Source organism: Polaromonas sp. P1_F6 (assembly GCF_056405695.1).
In genome coordinates this window covers 776667-795059 of record NZ_JBFUBQ010000001.1, presented here as the reverse complement: position 1 = coordinate 795059, position 18393 = coordinate 776667, and the positions used below count along the sequence as shown (strand labels likewise).

Here is an 18393-nt window from a genome sequence, read left to right as displayed (position 1 = left end):
GGACAGCCGCGGAGCGGAGTGCCCCGTCGGCCTGTGCCCGCCACAAAACTAAAGCTTCAGCGTGCATTTGGATTCAAGCCGCGACGGGTGCCGCCAGCGCCGCACTCAACTCAGCCTGCAACACAGCCGCATTGAGCTCGGAACCAATCAGCACCAGGCGCGACTGGCGCACTTCATCCGCACGCCAGGGGCGATCGAAGTAGCTGTCAAAGCGCGTACCCACGCCCTGCACCACCAGGCGCATGGCCACGCCGGGCAAGGCCACAAAACCCTTGACGCGGTAAATCTCGTGGCGCCCCACCACATCGCGCAACGCAGCCAGCAATGCTTCGCGGCCGGTCACGTCCAGCGCCACCTGCACCGAGTCAAAGGCGTCGTGGTCGTGGTCTTCTTCCTCGTCGTGGTGGGTCTTGCGCTGGTCGATCTGGTCTTCCACTGCGCGCTCCAGGCCCAGCAGCACGCCGATATCGATGCGGCCATGTTGGGCATGCACCAGCTTCACGCCGGGCAAGGTCTCGGCGCGGATGGCGGCTTCCACACCCACCAATTCTTCGGCCGTCAGACCATCCGTCTTGTGCACGATCACCAGGTCGGCCGTTGCCAGTTGGTCTTCAAACAGCTCGTGCAAGGGCGAGTCATGGTCCAGGTTGTCGTCGGCGCGGCGCTGGGCGTCCACGGCCACCGGGTCGTCGGCAAAGTCTCCCGCGGCAACCGCAGGCGCGTCCACCACGGTCACTACGGCATCCACGGTGAAGGTATTGCGCAGCGCGGGCCACTGGAAGGCCTGCACCAGCGGCTTGGGCAGCGCCAGGCCCGAAGTTTCGATGATCAGATGGTCGATCTGGTCGCGGCGCTTGGCCAACTGCTCCATCACGGGCGCGAACTCTTCCTGCACCGTGCAGCACAGGCAGCCGTTGGCCAGCTCATACAGCTGGCCATTTTCTTCACCGTTCTCGTCGCAGCCAATGCCGCAGCCGCGCAGCAATTCGCCATCGATACCGAGTTCGCCAAACTCATTAACGATGACCGCGATGCGGCGGCCCTGCGCGTTGGCCAGCAGGTGGCGCAAGAGCGTGGTCTTGCCGCTGCCCAGGAAACCGGTGACGATGGTGGCGGGAATTTTTCGGGTTTGCATAAGAGTCTCTCGGGTAAAGAAAATTAACGGGGCGCGTCACGGGGAGGCAGGGCCTTGAGGCACTCCACCAGCATCTGGGCGGCCTCGCCCAGGCGGGGGCCAGGGCGTGACAGCAGGTCCATGCGTTCAGTATCCAGCAGGCACAGCTGCTGCTGGCGCACTGCCGGCAGTGCACTCCAGCCGGGGCGGTCTGACACGTTGGCCAGCGTGGCGCGCGGGCCAATGATGAGATCGGGCGGACGACGCAGCAGCAGCTCGGGGTTGATCCTGGGGAACAGGCCCAGGTCGCCGCTCACCACATTGACCAGGCCCAACCTGGCCACCGTCTCGCCAATAAAGCTTTTTTCGCTGGCTGCGGATGAACCTGCCCCCACTTCCACATACACGCTGCGCCCGCGCAATGCGGCGGGCATGCGGCCCGCGGCGATGTCGAGTTCGGTGTCGATACGGGCTATCAGTTCGGTGGCGCGGGCCGGTTCACCCAAGGTGTCGCCCAACTTCACCAGCATGCGTTTCAGATCCGAATGGGTGCGGGCATCCAGCATCATCACCGGCACGCCCAGCGCCTGCAGGCGTTCCCCCGCGCGGCTGCGCGGACCCAGCAAGACCAGATTGGGACGCAAGGTCACAATGCGCTCGACCTGCGCGTCTTCCAGCCCTCCCACCTTGGGCAGCGCCAGTACCGAAACGGGCCAGGTGGAGTGGCGATCAGTGCCCACCAGCTGCGCGCAGCGGCCCAACGCACACACCGCCTCGGTCAGCGAAGGCGCGAGCGTGACGATGCGCGAGACGGGTTGTGCGCCCTGCGCTGCGGCCAGGCTGGAGAACAGCCACAAAGCCAATCCACAAGCAATGAAAAGGAAACGCAAAACTCTAGTCCTCAATGCCGCGTTGGGCGGGAACGCCGGCTTTAAAGTGGTGCTTGATCAAAGTCATCTCCGTCACCGTATCCGCCAGGTCCACCAGCTCGCCCGGCGCATTGCGGCCCGTCAACACCACGTGCACATGCGGTGGGCGCTCGCGCAGGCAGGTGAGGATGGTCTCCAGCGGAATCCAGCCGTAGCGCAGCGGGTACATGATTTCGTCGAGCACCACCATGAAGTGTTCTCCCGCGCGTATCGTGGCCTCGGCCTTGGCCCAGCCGTCGAGTGCCAACTGGGCCGAGTGGTCCAGGTCGCGACTCTTCCAGCTGAAGCCGTCGCCCAGGCCTTCGATGGGAATGCCCAGTTGCTCAAACAAGCGGTGCTCACCAAAGCGCGCCGTAGGCACCTTCATGAACTGGTAGACCTTGACAGCCTTGCCCCGGCCATGGGCACGCAAGGCCAGGCCAAAGGCGGCCGTGCTCTTGCCTTTGCCGTGGCCGGTATTGATCATGATCAGGCCGCGGCGCTCGGCCGTGGGAACGACACGTTCGTAATCGACGGGTGGGGTTTCAATTTGCATGGGAGCTCTCTTTGCAGGATGGTTGACTTTGGGCAGCGCAATCCACTGCCCTTGCAAGGGATGAACAGCAAGGCGTCCGTCAAATACGTCTTCCAGTGCGCGGTGTGTGGCCAGATCGGCGCAGGCGCCTTGGTGGGTGATGCGGCCTTCAGCCATCACGACCATGGTGTCGGCTTGCAATGCCATGGTGATCTCATGCAGAACGCTGACCACGGTTTTTCCTTCGGCCACCAGCGCACGCACCACGTCCAGCCAGTCGGCCTGGTGCGGCGGGTCGAGGTTGGCCAGCGGCTCGTCCATCAGCAGCACCTGGGCCTGCACCGCCAGGGCGCGCGCCAGCAGCACGCGCTGGCGCTCGCCGCCCGACAGTTGCCCCAAGGCGCGCTCGCGCCAGTCCCAGGCACGGGTGGCGCGCAGGGCCTGCTCCACCGCTGCACGGTCGGCGACGCTGGGCGGGGCCAGCCAGGCCTGGTGCGGCAAGCGGCCCAGCATGGCCACGTCCCACACCGTCAGGTCATCGGCCGAGGTTTCGTTCTGGCCCAGCCAGGCCAGCTGGCGGGCGCGTTCGCGGTGCGGCAGGTTTTGCATGGGCCGGCCCAACAACGAGACGCTACCACTGTGTGGCAGCACACCGGCCAGCGCCCTGAGCAAGGTGGACTTGCCTGCGCCGTTGGGGCCGACGATGCTGGTCCACCGACCCGCAGCAATGTCCAGGCTGATGCCGTGCAGTACGTGTTGCTTTTGCAAGCCATTTCCGAGGCTGGCCCTTATAGAGTCTGCGCCGATAGCTATTGAATTCATAGCGTTTCTCATGCTGCACGGCCTCCGCCCAGGCTGCTGCTGCGGTGCATCAGCCACAACAAATAGCCGCCGCCCAGCACCGCGGTGAGCATGCCCACGGGCAGCTCCTGCGGCGCGATCAGCCAGCGTGCCAACGTGTCGGCCGCCATCAGCAACACGCCGCCCATAAGGCTGGAGAGCAGCATCAGGTGCGCGTGCGTGGTCTTGACCACCGAGCGCACCAGGTGCGGTGCGGCCAGGCCTACAAAAGCGATCAACCCGGTTTGAGCCACCGCGGTGCCCGTAGCCAGCGCCAGTACCGCCACCAGCGCCGCGCGCATAGGCGCCACCGGCAGGCCCAGGCTGATCGCCGTAGCGTCACCCAAACTCAAACCATCAAGGACGCGCGCCAGCAGCCATGCCGCCAGCACGCACACGCCCCAGACACTGGCCATGAGCACGCACGACGTCCAGCCCACAAAGGCCGTGGAGCCCAGCATGAAGGCCTGCATGGCCTGCAACGATTCGGGTGAGAACAGCAGCACCAGGTGCGTCATGGCACCCAGCACAACGCCCACCACCACACCGGCCAGCAGCAGGCGCAGCGTGTGGCCCACACCGCGCGACAGCACCAGCGTGAGCATCACCGCAAACACGGCGCCCAGAAACGCCGCACCGGTCAACCCCAGACGCACCCACAAGCTGCTGGAGAACACACTGACGGCCATACCGCCGCTCATCATGCTGCCGCCCAACATGCCGGCGCCCCCACCCAAAGCGGCCAATGCCAGCGCCACGCCCAGCGAGGCACCCGAGGCGCTGCCCAGCAAATACGGGTCAGCCAGGGGGTTGCGAAACAGGCCCTGGGCTACGGCACCGGCCAGGCCCAGCAAGGCGCCGGCGGCCCAGGCGCCCAAGGTGCGCGGCAGGCGGATCTGCCAAATGATTTGCTGTGCCATGGCGGTTTGCTGCGGGTCCTGTGCGGGGTTGAGCAGCGGACGAATCAGGTTCTCCAGTCCGGCGCTGCCGACACAGATACCCAACGCCACCAAAGCCAATGCTCCCAGCACACCGGCCCAGACCAGCCAGAAAACGCGGGTTTGCATCATGGTTTGGCTCCCGGGGCGGGCGCATTTTTCAGCAGACATTGGGCCATCAGGCGCGCACCTTCAGCCATGCGCGGGCCGGGACGCACCAGCATGTCGGCCTCGTCGGGTGGGAAAATGCAGACCCGCTGCTCGCGCAGTGCGCGGATGCTTTGCCAGCCGGGCCGCACCGTCAAACCGCCGGCGCTGCGCTGGCCGATCATGATCAGGTCAGGGTTGGCGCGGACGATGTATTCGGGGTTGAGCTTGGGGAACGGCCCGAGCTTGGCAGGCACGATGTTTTTGGCACCCAGGCGTGTGAGCGTTTCGCCAATAAAGGACGACTCGCCCGCTGCATACGGCCCCTGGTTCACTTCGAAGTAGATCTTCACATTGCGCACGCTGGTCGGCAACGACTGGGCTGCAGCCGAGACACCGGCATCAATCGCGCGCCAGATGCGTGCGGCATCACGCACCTCCAGCAACTGGCCGAGCTTGAGCATCACGCGCTGCACGTCGGCATGGCTTCGCGGCTCCAGCGCCACCACCTTGATGCCCAACGCCTGCAGCCGCTCGCCCGCGCGCGACGAGGTGGCCATCAGCACCACATCGGGCTTGAGAGAGACGATCATCTCGATGTTGGGGTCCAGCCCGCCGCCAACTTGGGGCAGTTTTTGCACGCTGGCCGGGAAGTTGGAATAGCGGTCTACCCCCACCAGGCGCTGGCATTGGCCCAGCTCGCACACGGTTTCGGTCAACGACGGCAACAGGCTCACAATGCGCTGCGGCGCGGCGGGGAAGGTGACGGTGACCCCTCGGTCATCGGTGACCTGCAAGGCACGAGCGACACCCGCCAGACCAAAGGTAAAGGCAAACGCAAAAACGAGCATCACCGAGACGCGGGGTGGCAGAGCGTTTTGCGCAGGTAAAGGAGGAGCCCGCAACGCGGGCGGGGGACACGGAGCAAAACGCTCTGCCACCCCGCGTCTGTGCAACAGAAAGGGGCAAAGAAAGCGGCGGATGTCCATCTTCATCCCGCATCCTTCAAAGTCAGTGGCAAGCCTGCCGCCATCAGCGTCACGCGCTGGCACGCAGCGGCCACATCCTGGTTCAGTTTGCCCAAGGCATCCACAAAGGCGCGAACCTCGCGCCCCATGGGAATTACGCCCAACCCAATCTCGTTGCCCACCAGCACCACCGGGCCAGGGGCCTGGGTAATTGCTATCAAAAGAGAAGCGGCTGGCGCACTGTCCATGGGGGCTAGAGGCTTATTTTGTTCAAAATCCACGGGCATCAACCGGTTGGTGAGCCACAGCGTCAGACAGTCCACCACTACCAAGGTGTCGGGCTGGCTGTGTTTTTGAATCGCCTCCGCCAGTGCCAACGGCTCTTCCACCGTGGTCATGCCGGGCACGCGCTCGGCGCGATCCGCCTGGTGGCGGGCGATGCGCTGGCGCATCTCCTCGTCCCAAGGCTGTGCGGTGGCAATCAGCACGGCGCGGTGGCCCAGTCGCTGGTCCAGCCACTGGCGCGCCAGCAGTTCGGCACGGCGTGACTTGCCACTTTTCTGGCCGCCCAGAATCAGTTCGCTTTTGGCAATCGTCATAGCGCTCATGATCGGAACGCTCCGGCTTGTTCAGCGTCCATCCACTGCAGGATGATCTGGTGCATCCTGGCCACGCCGTCGGTCAGCGCAGCGGGGCCGGGCTGCAGTATGTCGGGCGACTTGATTTCAAACAGCTGGTTGTGACGCACCGCATTCACCGCACCCCAACCCTCGCGTGCCACCACGTTCTCCGGCCGGAATTTCTTGCCGCACCAGGAGCCCAGTATGAGATCCGGGTTACGGCGGACGATCTCGGCCCCGTCGGCAATGATGCGGTTCTTGCCCAGCGATTCGGCGGCGAGCTCAGGAAAGCAATCGTCACCTCCCGCGATGCCGATGAGCTCCGACACCCAGCGGATCGCGCTGATGTGCGGGCTGTCCCATTCTTCAAAATACACCTTGGGGCGGCGCGCACCCTTGGCGACCCTGGCCGCGACGGCCGCCTGCATGGCACGCAAATCGGCCTGCATCTGTGCAATGCGCTGCGCACCCTGCTCTGCCTCGCCCACCATGGCGGCCAGCTGGAACAGCATGGAGAAAATTTCGGCCACGCTGCGCTGGTTGAAGATGGTGACCTGCACACCGCGCTTGACCAGGTCCGAAGCAATGTCGGCCTGCAGATCCGAAAAGCCCAGCACGCAGTCGGGCTGCAGTTCCATGATCTTCTCGATCTTCGCGCTCAGAAAGGCGCTGACGCGCGGCTTCTCGTCGCGCGCGCGTTTGGGCCGCACGGTGTAGCCCGAGATGCCCACAATGCGCTGCTGCTGGTCCAGCAGGTAGAGCCATTCGGTGGTTTCCTCGGTCAGGCAGACGATGCGCTGCGGGCCGGGCTGGTAGTGCAGCAAGTCCGTCATGCAGTCACCTCTACAGATGTGGTGAATAGCGCTGCCACCGCTTCGGGGCAGGATGGAAACCAGGCATGAAAGTAACTGGCGCGCACCGCACCATGCTGCCACACGGCCTCGCCCACGTCCGGCGCGGGCGCGGTGCCCGGCCGCGAGGTGCGTGCCGCGGCCTGTAACGGCGTGGCCGTGGTCGAGTAATGGAAAGTGTGGCCGCGCAAGGTGCCGCTTTCCAGGGCCAGCTGCTGCGGGCCCAGGCCGGCCAGCAGCTTTTGCATGGTCACTTCGCCAGGTAGCACACCCCATTGCACATGGCGTTTGCCATCCAGTGTGACCAGCGTCTCAAACAGGGCCATCATGCCGCCGCACTCGGCCCATACAGGTTTGCCTGCGGAAATGTGTGCGGCCAGGCTGGTGCGTAGCGCGGTGTTTGCCGCAATTGTCTCTGCGTGCAGTTCGGGGTAACCACCAGGAATCCACATCGCGTCGCAGGCCGGTACAGCCGCGTCAGCCAATGGCGAAAAGAACACCAGCTCAGCACCCAGCGCGCGCAGGGTATCGAGGTTGGCGGCGTAGATAAAACAGAAAGCGGCGTCGCGCGCAACAGCGATGGTTTTGCCTTTCAACATGGGAGCAATGGGCGCAGAGGCTTCCGGCGCCGCGAAGTCCACCGCCCATCGCTGCAAGTCGTCCAGGGTCATCTGACCCAGCGGCGTGGTGGCCAGCGTATCGGCTGCGGCGTCCAGCCTTTCCATGGCATCTGCCACTTCGGTCGCGACGGTCAGCCCCAGGTGGCGCTTGGGCAGGCTCATGGCGGGATTGCGCAGCACCGCCCCCAACCATTGGTCCGGTGCCACACTGGCCTGCAGCATGCCCGCATGCCGCGCATTGGCCACGCGGTTGGCCAGCACCCCGGCCCAGGGCATGTCGGGGCGATAGTGCTGCAAGCCAAAGGCCAGCGCGCCGAAGGTTGCCACCATGCCCGATGCATCCACCACCGCCAGCACCGGCAAGCCAAAGCGTTGTGCCAGGTCGGCCGCGCTGGGTTCACCGTCAAACAGGCCCATCACGCCTTCCACAATGATAAGGTCGGCCTCCAGCGCCGCCGCATGCAGGCGCGCGCGGCAATCGTCCTCGCCCGTCATCCACAGATCCATCTGGTACACCGGCGTGCCGCTGGCCAGGGCGTGCCAGCACGGGTCCAGAAAGTCCGGCCCGCACTTGAAAACCCGAACCCGGCGGCCCTGCCGCGCATGCAGGCGCGCCAGCGCGCAGGTCACCGTCGTCTTGCCCTGGCCGGAAGCCGGGGCGGCGATGAGTATGGCAGGGCAACGGGCGGAAGTTTGCATGGCTGGTGTGGATGAGGCTTACTGGGGTGCCCAGGTCAGGCCGACGTACACAGAGCGTCGGCCATTGGCGTAAGTACCGGCAGTCTGGTAGGCCTTGTCGGTCACATTGTCCAGCTTGGCGACCAGTTTCCAGTCGCGCGACAGCGCCGTCGTGGCGCTCAGGTTCACGAGCGAGTAGCCCGGCAGCACCACGTTGCTGGCGTCGCTGTCGAAGGTGTGCGAAGCCATCACAAGGTCCGTCGCCAGTTGCCAGCCGCCCACCGGCATCTCGGCGCCCAGCGTGCCGTATTGGCGGGAGCGGCGCTGCAGGGTTCGGTTGGTAACCAGGTTCTTGGGATTCTGCAGATCCAGCGAGCCGTGGATGTGAACATTGCCCAGCGTCTCGGCAGCCGTGAATGTCAGCCCTGTGTACTGGGCCTGCGCCGTGTTGGCATAGCAACCACGATTGCTCAGCACCGTCGGCGGGCCGCCATTGATGCAGGGACCGTTGCCCGTGACGAAGCTCAGCAGGTTGGTCAGGCGGTTGCGATAAGCGGTGACACCGTACTGGGCAGTCCCCTGGCTATATTTGAGCGCCATTTCCACGCTGCGGCCGGATTCGGGCTTCAAGGTCGAGGTGCCGTAAATGCTGAAACGCTGGTACAGCGTGGGGACCCGAAAGGAGGTGCCGGCGGATGCGGACACTTTCCACTGTGGCGTGAGCGCAAAGGCATAGGCGGCGGAGCCGGTGGTCTTTCCGCCGAATTCGCTGTCCGTGTCATGGCGGGCGTTGAACTGCACCGTGTGCGCGCCGCCGCTCCAGCCGTAGCCCAGGCTCACGCCATCCAGCGAACGGTTCCCGTTGAGGGTGCTCATGCCAGCCGGCACGGCCGAAGAGCCGACCAGGCGGAACACATCGCGACGGCTTTCCAGTGTAGCGCTCAGGAGATGCGCGCCAATGCGGTATTCGTTCTGGAACAACAACGTGCTGATGGTGCTCTTGTCGTAAGAAACCTGCGGGGTCGAGCCATTCAGGCCTTCTTCACCGGAGTCGGTACCCTGCGTGACCGCCAGCTTGGTGCTGTATTGGCCAGACCATTTGGCTTCCCACTGCAGGCCCAGGGTCTGCAGGTCGCTGATACGGCGAAAGTCGCGTGTGAGGCCGCCGTCGTACTGCGCATCCATATGGCTCTGCAACACATTGGCTTCAATGCGGTGGTCAGGATTGATTTGAAAACCCAGCTTGGCATTGGCACTCTGGCTTTTGTAGCCGTCGGCATCGGGGTTTTGAGCCGGGATGGTCCGGGCATTGAAGCCATCGCTTTGTCCCTGCGTCAAGCCCAGAGAATAGTCAAAGCCGCCCGCTGAACCGCTGGCGGCGAGCTCGACCCGGCTGGTATTGTAGGAACCGTAACCCACCGTCACGGAAGGCGAAAAAGGGCCTTGGCCGCGCTTGGTGAATATCTGGATCACGCCGGCCACGGCGTCGGAGCCATAGACTGCGCTGCTGGGGCCGCGCACGATCTCAATGCGATCAATCAGCGAGAGTGGAATGTTGTTCCAGGAGGCGGCTCCAGCCGTCGTCTGCGACTCCATCCTCACCCCGTCTACAAAAACCGGGGTGTGGCGGGTTTCACCGCCACGCACAAAAACGCTTGTATTGCTGCCGATACCGCCGTTACGGGTGATCTGTATGCCCGGCACGCGAACCAGAACATCAGCCAGCCCCACCGGGCCGGCCCGCTCTATGGTTTCACGGTCAATGACCGTGACATCAGCAATGACATCGCCGATGGGTTGGGCGCTGCGCGTAGCGGTTACCACCATTTCCTTGAGTTGTGGCGCCGCGCCGGCCTGGGCCGCCGGGGCAGTCTGGGACAAGGAGGGAAAGGCAGCGGCCACAGCCAGCGGAAGCACGGCAAGGCGTGTGTGGAAAACACAGGTTTTCATGGAATCAGACAATCAACAAAATACCCTCACTGGCTTCCCCGCCAGTGCATGAGCGTTACAAACGCTCATGCCAGTTCATGGACGTGCGCGTTCACCTTGTTGGCCGGTATCCGGGCTGACGGAACTGCCTCCATCGCCTTCCCAAGCGTGTGTTCAAAACGCTCAGTGGCTAGTGATGAAAGCTGAATGGGCTTCTGACTTGGCGTCAGGAGCCCATTCGTCCGTATTACCGTTGCGGGGGCAGCGCAGGTTAAAGGTCTCGGCGCCAGCGAATCAGGTTGACCTGATGCATGGCTTTGACCCCCTCCTGCTTCCCGTTGAACTGCAGCGTGCGAACCACACTGCGGGCACCAACAGGGCAGATTCTACGCGGGCCTTCCCCATGTCCGGCCGCAAACCCTACAATCGGAGCTGCCATGTCGAACCAAACCCAAATCGACCAGATCGTCGAACGCGTTGAGCGGCTCCTGCTGCGCTATGAGGAGCTGCAGCGTACCAACGAGCTCCTGGTGGAGCAGGTTGGCGTTCTGACGCACGAACGCGACTCCCTCAAATCGCGGCTCGGCGCGGCACGCGCCCGTGTGGATGCACTGCTGGAGCGCCTGCCCGAAACCAACGGGCATGCCGCCAAAAACACCGTGGGAACCGAGTCATGAAACAGCTCGAAGTGCAGATCATGGGCCAAAGCTATTTGCTGGGCTGCCCCGAAAATGGCGACGCCCGAATGCTGGACGCGGTCAACCGTGTTGACATGGCCATGTGCAGGATTCGCGATGCCGGGAAAATCAAGGCACGTGACCGCATTGCCGTTCTGGCGGCGCTCAATCTCGCCTTTGAGCTCCCCGAGCGCACGCCAAACGCTACGCCCACACCCGCCGCGACAACAGCGGAAACAACCGCCAGTGCTGGCGAAACAACGCATCCGCAACTCACAGCCTTGCTACAGCGGCTTGACACAGCCTTGGGCGTTGACGGCCGCCTGCTTTAAGCCCGCACCCCTGCGGTAAATCACTCCCCCACTTCGCGCGCGGGAGCCGCAAAGGCCTACAATGAACACGTCTGCGATGCGCATTGGGCTTTATATTTCCTTGAACCAATGCTCTTCGAGCACGGGCTTGGTAAATTGTCCGGCAGGTGTGATCGTCTCGCGTCAGACGAACCCGAAACCTGACTGCCCTCGCCCACCTGAACCCCGGTTCAGGATGACGGTCCAGTGGCACTCGCAGACACCTTTCTTTTCTTGTCCCGGATCCGAACGGAATCCAGGCCGCGAACAAAAACAATAGCCGGTTGCGGGCCCAGCCCGCCGTGCCACAGCAGATCTGATGTCTCTCGAACCCCAACTTATTGCCGAACTTCTCCTGTTGGGTCTGTGCACCGGTTTTCTCGCAGGCCTGCTGGGCATCGGCGGCGGCATGCTGATGGTGCCGTTCATCACCTTCATCCTCACGGCAAAAGGCTACCCGCAGGAATACACCGTGAAAATGGCGGTCGCCACCTCGCTGGCCACCATCTGCTTCACCTCGTTGTCGTCAGTGCGTGCGCACCACCGGCGCGGGGCCGTGCTATGGCCCATCGTTCGGCTGCTGGCGCCCGGCATTTTGCTGGGGTCATTGATTGGTGCCCAACTGGCGGTGGCCTTGCCGGGAAAAATCCTCAGCATCCTGTTTGCCGTTTTTGTGGCGTTTTCAGCCACCCAGATGTTTCTGGGCCGTAAACCCAAACCCAGCCGCACTCTGCCCGGCCGCCTGGGCACCTTTGGCATGGGTGGTGTCATCGGCATGCTGTCTTCGCTGGTGGGCGCAGGCGGCGCCTTCGTTTCGGTGCCCTTCATGACCTGGTGCAACGTGAAAATCCATGACGCCGTGGGAACCTCGGCAGCGCTTGGTTTTCCGATTGCGCTGGCCGGCACCTTGGGCTACATCTGGGCTGGCCAGAACCTACCTCAAATGCCGCCCGGCTCCATCGGCTTTCTTTACCTGCCAGGACTGGTCATCATCTCGGTGGCCAGCATTTGTACGGCGCCGCTGGGCGCACGCACCGCGCACCGCATGGACATCCAGCCGCTGAAAAAAGTCTTCGCCGTCGTGCTGTATATCCTGGCAGCCTATTTCCTGCTGCGCTAACCCTTGTTGTGCTAACGGCGGGTGACAGCACGCCGGGGCTGTGCCGTTTTGGGCCGAAAACCAATTGTCTGCTCGATCAACGCCCCGCCATCCGTCATCAAAAAAGTCTTGAACGCCTGCGCTACCGGCGTCAGCCGCTTGTTGCGACGGTGCACGACATACCAATTCAGCATCAACGGAAAACCCTGCACGTCGAGCACGGTCAGGCTGCCCACCTGAAGTTCGCGGCTGATGGTATGCGCCGACAGAAAACTCACCCCCATGCCCGCGATCACGGCCTGTTTGATGGTTTCCGTGCTCTTGATCTCCATCGCGATGTTGAGGTCGGCCAGGTGCGTGCCGAAACCCTCCTCCATCGAATTCCAGGTATCAGAACCTTTTTCACGCACAACAAAGGGTTCGCTGGCCAGGCGCGATAGCGGAATGCGCTTTTTGGCGGCCAGCGGATGGTTGGGTGCTGCCACAACAACATAGGGGTGCGGGGCGAAAGGTTCGCTCACCGTGTCCATATCCAGTGGCGGGCGCACCATGACGGCCAGATCTGTCAGGTTGTCGGTCAGTTGGCTCAAGAGTTCCTCGCGATTGCAGACGCCGAAGTCCAGCGTCACGCCCGAGTGGCGCCGTGCAAACTCAACGAGCAGGCGCGGAAAGAAATAGTCGCCGGCGCTGATCACCGCAACGTTCAGCTTGCCGCCGGAGATGCCCTTGAACTGCGCCATGGCTTCCTCCACCTCCTTGAACTGCTGGATGATGATCCGGCTGGAATGAAGCATCTCAATGCCCGCCGGCGTGAGATGAATTTTTTTGCCGAGCTGCTCAAACAGCGGAAGGCCTGCGTGGTCTTCCAGTTTGTTGACCTGGATGGACACTGCTGGCTGCGTCAGGTGCAGCTCTTCGGCGGCTCGCGAAAAACTCAAGTTGCGGGCCACAGCCTCGAACACCTTGAGCTGGCGCAATGTCGCATTCTTCATCTCGGCCCCTTTAGTCCATAACTCACAAGTAATTCATGGTATCAAATGGATTAGCAATAAATAATCATTCATTGCAAGCCGGTCGACCTGGGGGCAAGCTTTCGCCTGTGGCTATTTCTGGTCCGCCCACCAGGACTCGCCGAACTGGCCTTGCAGCCAGCCGACAAAACCGTTGACCTTGGCCGGCACCAGTTGGGGTGAGGGATAGACAGCATGGATTTCCTGCGACGGCAGCACCCAGCCGCTCAGGAGAGGCACCAGGGTGCCGCTGCGCACTGACTCATGCGCCACATACCGGGGCAAGGCCGCCACGCCCATACCGCCACGCGCTGCCACCAGCAGCGCCGAGAGATTGTTCGAGCGCAGCGGCCCACTGACCGAGACCTGCCACGCTTGGCCTTCGGCTCCGTTGAAATGCCAGCGCGCATCACCTTGCACCGTGCTGTAGATCAGCGCATCGTGCGTGACAAGATCCGCAGGATCGGCCGGCGCACCGCGCTTCCTGATGTATTCGGGCGAGGCCACGACCACCCACGGGTTGATACCCAGGTAACGCGCCCCCAACGTCGAGTCAGCGAGCGGTCCCATCCGGATCGCCACGTCAATGCCCTGCTCAACCAGGTTGACATAACGGTCTTCAAAGTTCAACTCGATTTGCAATTTGGGGTGCATCTGCATGAACCGCATGACCAGCGGCACCAGCACACGCCGTCCAAAAGCTACGGAGGTAGTGATTCGCAGGCCGCCCTGGACCTGCGACTGCAATAGCGCCGCCACCGTCTCGGCCTCTTCGACATGATGTGCAATCAGCTTGCACTTGGCGTAATACAGCGCGCCTATCTCAGTGGGCGTCACGCCGCGGGTCGAGCGGTGGAGCAGCCGCGAACCCAACTGCTTTTCCAGTTGCACCACCAGTTTGGTGGCCGACGGCTGGCCCATACCCATGTCGGCCGCCGCCTTGCTGAAAGAGCCGAGGTCCACCACGCGAATGAAAAGCCGGATGGCTTGAATGCGGTCCATGGCCACAAGTAGACCACGGCGACATCGGCCAGGCAATCATTTATTCCAGTTTGGAATAAGCGTAATGCACAGGATGGGGCTTCCCCGCAACCACCAACGCCGCGACCATCCGTCTCAACGATCAGCAACCTCTAGGAGACTTCGATGGCAAAAATGAAGGCCGCCATGGCCGCCATTCTGGTGATGGAAAAAGAAGGCATCACACAAGCTTTTGGTGTGCCCGGCGCGGCCATCAACCCGTTTTACTCCGCACTGCGTGAGCGCCAGTCGATCACGCATATCCTGGCCCGGCACGTCGAGGCCGCGTCGCACATGGCCGAAGGCTACACGCGCGCCAAGGCCGGAAACATCGGTGTGTGCATTGGCACCAGCGGCCCGGCCGGCACCGACATGATCACCGGGCTGTACTCGGCGATTGCCGACAGCATCCCCATTTTGTGCATCACCGGCCAGGCGCCGCGTGCGCGTCTGTACAAGGAAGATTTTCAGGCGGTCGACATCGAGTCCATTTCCAAACCGGTCACCAAGTGGAGCGTGACCGTGCGCGAACCGGCTTTGGTGCCGCGCTCCTTCCAGCAAGCCTTTCACCTGATGCGCTCGGGACGACCCGGCCCGGTGCTGATCGACCTGCCTTTTGATGTGCAGATGGCCGAAATTGAATTCGACATTGACACCTATGAGCCGCTACCGGTCTACAAGCCGGCTGCCAGCCGCAAACAAATCGAAAAAGCACTCGACATGCTTGCTGCTTCCAGCAAGCCTTTGATCGTCGCCGGCGGCGGCATCATCAACGCCGATGCTTCAGATCTGCTGGTCGAGTTTGCCGAGCTCACCGGTGTGCCGGTCATCCCCACCCTGATGGGCTGGGGCACCATTCCCGACGATCATCCCCTGATGGCCGGCATGTGTGGGCTGCAAACCAGCCACCGCTACGGCAACGCCACCATGCTGGCCAGCGACTTCGTCATCGGCATCGGCAACCGCTGGGCCAATCGCCATACCGGTTCGCCCGAGGTGTATTGCAAAGGCCGCACCTTTGTGCACGTAGACATCGAGCCGACACAAATCGGCCGGGTGTTCAATCCCGACTTTGGCATTGTCAGCGACGCCAAGGCCGCGCTGGAACTTCTGGTGCAAGTCGCCCGCGAACGCAAGGCTGCCAAGAGCCTGCCCGACTATGACAGCTGGGCCGCCCGTTGTGCCGAGCGAAAAAAGCTCATGCACCGCAAGTCTCACTTTACCGAGACACCCATCAAACCGATGCGTGTGTACGAGGAAATGAACAAGGTGTTCCCCCGCGACACCATTTACGTGACAACCATTGGCCTGAGCCAGATTGCCGGGGCGCAGTTCCTCAATGTGTACGGACCACGCCAGTGGATCAACTGCGGCCAGGCGGGTCCGCTGGGCTGGACCATCCCCGCGGCCCTCGGTGTGGTGGCCGCCGATCCGACACGTACCGTTGTCGGGCTGTCCGGCGACTACGACTTCCAGTTTTTGATGGAGGAGCTGGCCGTGGGCGCGCAGTTCAATCTGCCCTATGTGCAGGTGCTGGTCAACAACAGCTATCTGGGCCTGATCCGCCAGGCCCAGCGAGGTTTTGAGATGGACTACTGCGTCCAGCTGGCTTTTGAAAACCAGAACGTACCGGAAGGCGAAGGCGATCTGCGCAGTTACGGTGTGGACCACCAGGCTGTAGTGCAAGGCCTGGGCTGCAAGTCATTGCGCGTGACCGACCCTGAAAAGATCAATGACGCCATGGTCGAAGCACAGGTGATGGCACGCAAATACCGGGTGCCGGTGGTTGTGGAAGTCATCCTCGAAAAGGTCACCAACATCGCCATGGGCACGGAGATCGACAAGGTCAACGAGTTTGAAGACATCGACTGTCGCCACCCCAAGGGCCGAGAAGGCCTGGAACTGGCTGGCTTGCTCGAATAAGCCCCCCAGCAACGCCCAACGCCCCACCAGCAGAGAAACCATGCCTAAATTTTCCGCCAATCTCAGCATGCTTTATACCGAACATGCGTTCCTCGACCGCTTTGAACCGGCCGCCAAAGCTGGCTTCAAGGCCGTGGAGTTTCTTTTCCCCTATGCCTTCAGCGCCGCTGACATCAAGGCCAGGCTCAATGGCAATGGTTTGCAGCTGGTGCTGCACAACCTGCCCGCCGGCGATTGGGAAGCCGGCGAACGCGGTATTGCCTGTCACCCCGATCGCGTGGAAGAATTCCGTGCCGGTGTGGCCCAAGCCATCGCGTATGCCCAAGTGCTCGGTGTGGGTCAACTCAACTGCCTGGCCGGCAAAACACCCGCGGGGGCCAGTGACACCGTTCTGCGCAAGACTTTTGTCGATAACCTGCACTATGCAGCCAGCGAACTGAAAAAAAACGGCCTCAAATTACTGATCGAACCGATCAACACCTTTGACATTCCGGGCTTCTACCTGAACCGTACGGCACAGGCACTGGACATTCTGGACGAGGTCGGCGCCAACAACGCCTTCGTGCAGTACGACATTTACCACGCGCAGCGCATGGAAGGGGAAGTGGCGGCGACGATACAAAAACATCTGGCACGCATCGCTCACATCCAGCTGGCCGACAACCCCGGCCGCAACGAGCCGGGCACCGGCGAGATCAACTACGCATTTTTGTTCACGCATCTGGACCGCCTTGGCTATGGCGGCTGGATAGGCTGCGAATACAAACCTGCCAGCACGACGGACGCAGGACTGGGCTGGCGCCAGCGCCTGACAAGCTGACCCGCACCATCTCACAAGGAATACTTCTACATGACCTCCAACGCCCTGAAAATCGGCTTCGTCGGCCTCGGCATCATGGGCACGCCCATGGCCGGCCATCTGATCAAGGCCGGGCACCAGCTGTTTGTCCATACCCTCGGCAAGATGCCCGACGCGATTGCCAGTGGCAGCGCCACGCAATGCGTAAATGCCCGCGGCGTGGCTGAGCGCGCGGACATCATCTTCATCATGGTGCCTGATACCCCCGACGTGGAGGCTGCGCTGTTTAGCGACGGCGGTGTTGCAACCGGTCTGAAGGGCTCGTCCGCAGACGCAGGTGAACGCAAGGTTGTCGTCGACATGAGCTCCATCTCGCCCATAGCCACCAAAACCTTTGCGCAGAAAATCAACACACTGGGCTGCGACTACCTCGACGCACCGGTGTCGGGCGGCGAAGTCGGTGCAAAAAATGCGACGCTGTCCATCATGGTCGGCGGCCCGGAAGCCGTGTTTGAACGCATCAAGCCGCTGTTTGAATTGATGGGAAAGAACATCACCCTGGTTGGCGGCAATGGTGACGGCCAGACCGCCAAAGTGGCCAACCAGATCATCGTGGCGCTCAACATCGAAGCGGTGGCCGAGGCGCTGCTGTTTGCCGCCCGCGCCGGTGCCGACCCGGCGCGTGTACGCCAAGCCTTGATGGGCGGCTTCGCGTCATCGAAGATTCTGGAGGTGCATGGTGAACGCATGGTCAAGCGCACGTTTGGTCCGGGTTTTCGCATCGAGCTGCACCAGAAGGACTTGAACCTGGCGCTCTCCACCGCGCGCCTGCTCGGCATCTCGCTGCCCAACACGGCCACCGCGCAGGAGCTGTTCAATTCCTGCGTCGCACACGGTGGCAAAACCTGGGACCACTCTGCCATGGTGCGTGCACTGGAGAAACTGGCCAACTTCGAGATCGGCCAGCAAGCCGGGTGATCGTTGCCGGAACGCGCGGCACAAGCGGGGATCCGGCGTCTTTGCGTTGCGCCCGTTTGCACCGGGAGTTAACCGTCCCCAAAGTCGCACCGCTCATGCAGCCGGCATTGGGCCCGTTATTGGTCCAGCCGAAGAAAAAGTCTCGTGCGGCCGGATCGCATTCCGTGATGGAACTGCCGAAAAAACTCCAGCCTCCATTTCTGACCTCACTTGCTCGGGATTGGCGTCCGCACGCAGGCGCACCGGAAAGTCACTGCACTCTTACCCACCTGCGTGAACCACAACCCTTCGCGCCAGGCAATATTTATATATAACTCATAGATAATCATTTATATGAAATACTTTAACTATCATTAATCATCTATTCTTTCTACAGTTGTCTCAAGCCC

The 18393-nt window shown here is 62.4% G+C and carries 17 protein-coding genes, 1 pseudogene and 1 riboswitch; of the genes and pseudogenes, 6 read left to right on the top strand and 12 right to left on the bottom strand.

The window, feature by feature from the left end; all coding sequences use genetic code 11:
* Positions 1-73: 73 nt before the first annotated feature.
* The 10 genes and pseudogenes from cobW to AC1DY9_RS03665 all read right to left on the bottom strand — a co-directional run bounded on the left by cobW (position 74) and on the right by AC1DY9_RS03665 (position 10169).
* Positions 74-1135: a cobalamin biosynthesis protein CobW gene (gene cobW / locus AC1DY9_RS03710; RefSeq protein WP_457280502.1), complete on the bottom strand. Its 1062-nt coding sequence runs from the start codon at positions 1133-1135 to the stop codon at positions 74-76.
* Between the two features lie 23 nt (positions 1136-1158).
* Entirely contained in the window at positions 1159-2004 is an 846-nt protein-coding gene (locus AC1DY9_RS03705; RefSeq protein WP_457280501.1) for an ABC transporter substrate-binding protein, read from the bottom strand.
* Between the two features lie 4 nt (positions 2005-2008).
* The gene (gene cobO, locus AC1DY9_RS03700) at positions 2009-2578 is read right to left on the bottom strand and encodes a cob(I)yrinic acid a,c-diamide adenosyltransferase (RefSeq protein WP_457280977.1); all 570 of its coding nucleotides are present in this window, start codon (positions 2576-2578) and stop codon (positions 2009-2011) included.
* A 294-nt stretch (positions 2579-2872) separates the two neighbouring features.
* Positions 2873-3295: pseudogene (locus AC1DY9_RS03695) on the bottom strand (ABC transporter ATP-binding protein); the annotation flags it as partial.
* A gap of 92 nt (positions 3296-3387) precedes the next feature.
* Positions 3388-4467 carry a FecCD family ABC transporter permease gene (locus AC1DY9_RS03690; RefSeq protein ID WP_477665812.1) on the bottom strand — a complete coding sequence of 360 codons (1080 nt, stop codon included), beginning with the start codon at positions 4465-4467 and terminating at the stop codon, positions 3388-3390.
* A complete protein-coding gene (locus AC1DY9_RS03685) occupies positions 4464-5333 on the bottom strand; it encodes an ABC transporter substrate-binding protein (RefSeq protein ID WP_477665811.1) in 870 nt (289 codons plus the stop codon). The genes AC1DY9_RS03690 and AC1DY9_RS03685 overlap by 4 nt, the downstream gene beginning before the upstream one ends.
* Positions 5334-5473: 140 nt before the next feature.
* Positions 5474-6058, bottom strand: a complete 585-nt coding sequence (cobU, locus tag AC1DY9_RS03680; protein WP_477665810.1) for a bifunctional adenosylcobinamide kinase/adenosylcobinamide-phosphate guanylyltransferase — start codon at positions 6056-6058, stop codon at positions 5474-5476.
* Positions 6055-6903, bottom strand: coding sequence for an ABC transporter substrate-binding protein (locus AC1DY9_RS03675; protein ID WP_457280498.1), 849 nt, complete (start codon positions 6901-6903; stop codon positions 6055-6057). Before AC1DY9_RS03675 ends, cobU begins: the two co-directional genes overlap by 4 nt.
* Positions 6900-8240 carry a cobyrinate a,c-diamide synthase gene (locus AC1DY9_RS03670; RefSeq protein ID WP_477665809.1) on the bottom strand — a complete coding sequence of 447 codons (1341 nt, stop codon included), beginning with the start codon at positions 8238-8240 and terminating at the stop codon, positions 6900-6902. Before AC1DY9_RS03670 ends, AC1DY9_RS03675 begins: the two co-directional genes overlap by 4 nt.
* Positions 8241-8258: 18 nt before the next feature.
* Positions 8259-10169 carry a TonB-dependent receptor domain-containing protein gene (locus tag AC1DY9_RS03665; RefSeq protein WP_477665808.1) on the bottom strand — a complete coding sequence of 637 codons (1911 nt, stop codon included), beginning with the start codon at positions 10167-10169 and terminating at the stop codon, positions 8259-8261.
* 84 nt (positions 10170-10253) lie between these two features.
* Positions 10254-10539: riboswitch (cobalamin riboswitch) on the bottom strand.
* 46 nt (positions 10540-10585) lie between these two features.
* Here AC1DY9_RS03665 and AC1DY9_RS03660 point away from each other — a divergent pair.
* From AC1DY9_RS03660 to AC1DY9_RS03650, 3 genes are all read left to right on the top strand, one after another.
* Entirely contained in the window at positions 10586-10825 is a 240-nt protein-coding gene (locus AC1DY9_RS03660) for a DUF904 domain-containing protein (RefSeq protein WP_457280495.1), read from the top strand.
* A complete protein-coding gene (locus AC1DY9_RS03655) occupies positions 10822-11157 on the top strand; it encodes a cell division protein ZapA (protein WP_457280494.1) in 336 nt (111 codons plus the stop codon). Before AC1DY9_RS03660 ends, AC1DY9_RS03655 begins: the two co-directional genes overlap by 4 nt.
* A 337-nt stretch (positions 11158-11494) precedes the next feature.
* Positions 11495-12295, top strand: coding sequence for a sulfite exporter TauE/SafE family protein (locus AC1DY9_RS03650; RefSeq protein WP_457280493.1), 801 nt, complete (start codon positions 11495-11497; stop codon positions 12293-12295).
* A gap of 11 nt (positions 12296-12306) precedes the next feature.
* On the opposite strand, the gene AC1DY9_RS03645 is transcribed toward AC1DY9_RS03650, so the two are convergent.
* Positions 12307-13266 (bottom strand): LysR family transcriptional regulator, encoded by a 960-nt coding sequence (locus AC1DY9_RS03645; RefSeq protein WP_457280492.1) that lies wholly within the window; start codon positions 13264-13266, stop codon positions 12307-12309.
* Between the two features lie 111 nt (positions 13267-13377).
* Complete coding sequence (locus AC1DY9_RS03640; protein WP_477665807.1) at positions 13378-14286, bottom strand: LysR family transcriptional regulator; 909 nt, start codon at positions 14284-14286, stop codon at positions 13378-13380.
* Positions 14287-14430: 144 nt separating this feature from the next.
* Here AC1DY9_RS03640 and gcl point away from each other — a divergent pair, with 144 nt between their 5' ends.
* The 3 genes from gcl to glxR are packed head-to-tail and all read left to right on the top strand — an operon-like array spanning position 14431 to position 18004.
* On the top strand, positions 14431-16227 hold the full coding sequence (gene gcl / locus AC1DY9_RS03635) for a glyoxylate carboligase (protein ID WP_477665806.1): 1797 nt from the start codon (positions 14431-14433) through the stop codon (positions 16225-16227).
* A 40-nt stretch (positions 16228-16267) separates the two neighbouring features.
* Entirely contained in the window at positions 16268-17047 is a 780-nt protein-coding gene (gene hyi, locus AC1DY9_RS03630; protein ID WP_457280489.1) for a hydroxypyruvate isomerase, read from the top strand.
* A gap of 30 nt (positions 17048-17077) precedes the next feature.
* Positions 17078-18004 carry a 2-hydroxy-3-oxopropionate reductase gene (glxR, locus tag AC1DY9_RS03625; RefSeq protein ID WP_477665805.1) on the top strand — a complete coding sequence of 309 codons (927 nt, stop codon included), beginning with the start codon at positions 17078-17080 and terminating at the stop codon, positions 18002-18004.
* Positions 18005-18393: the final 389 nt, after the last annotated feature.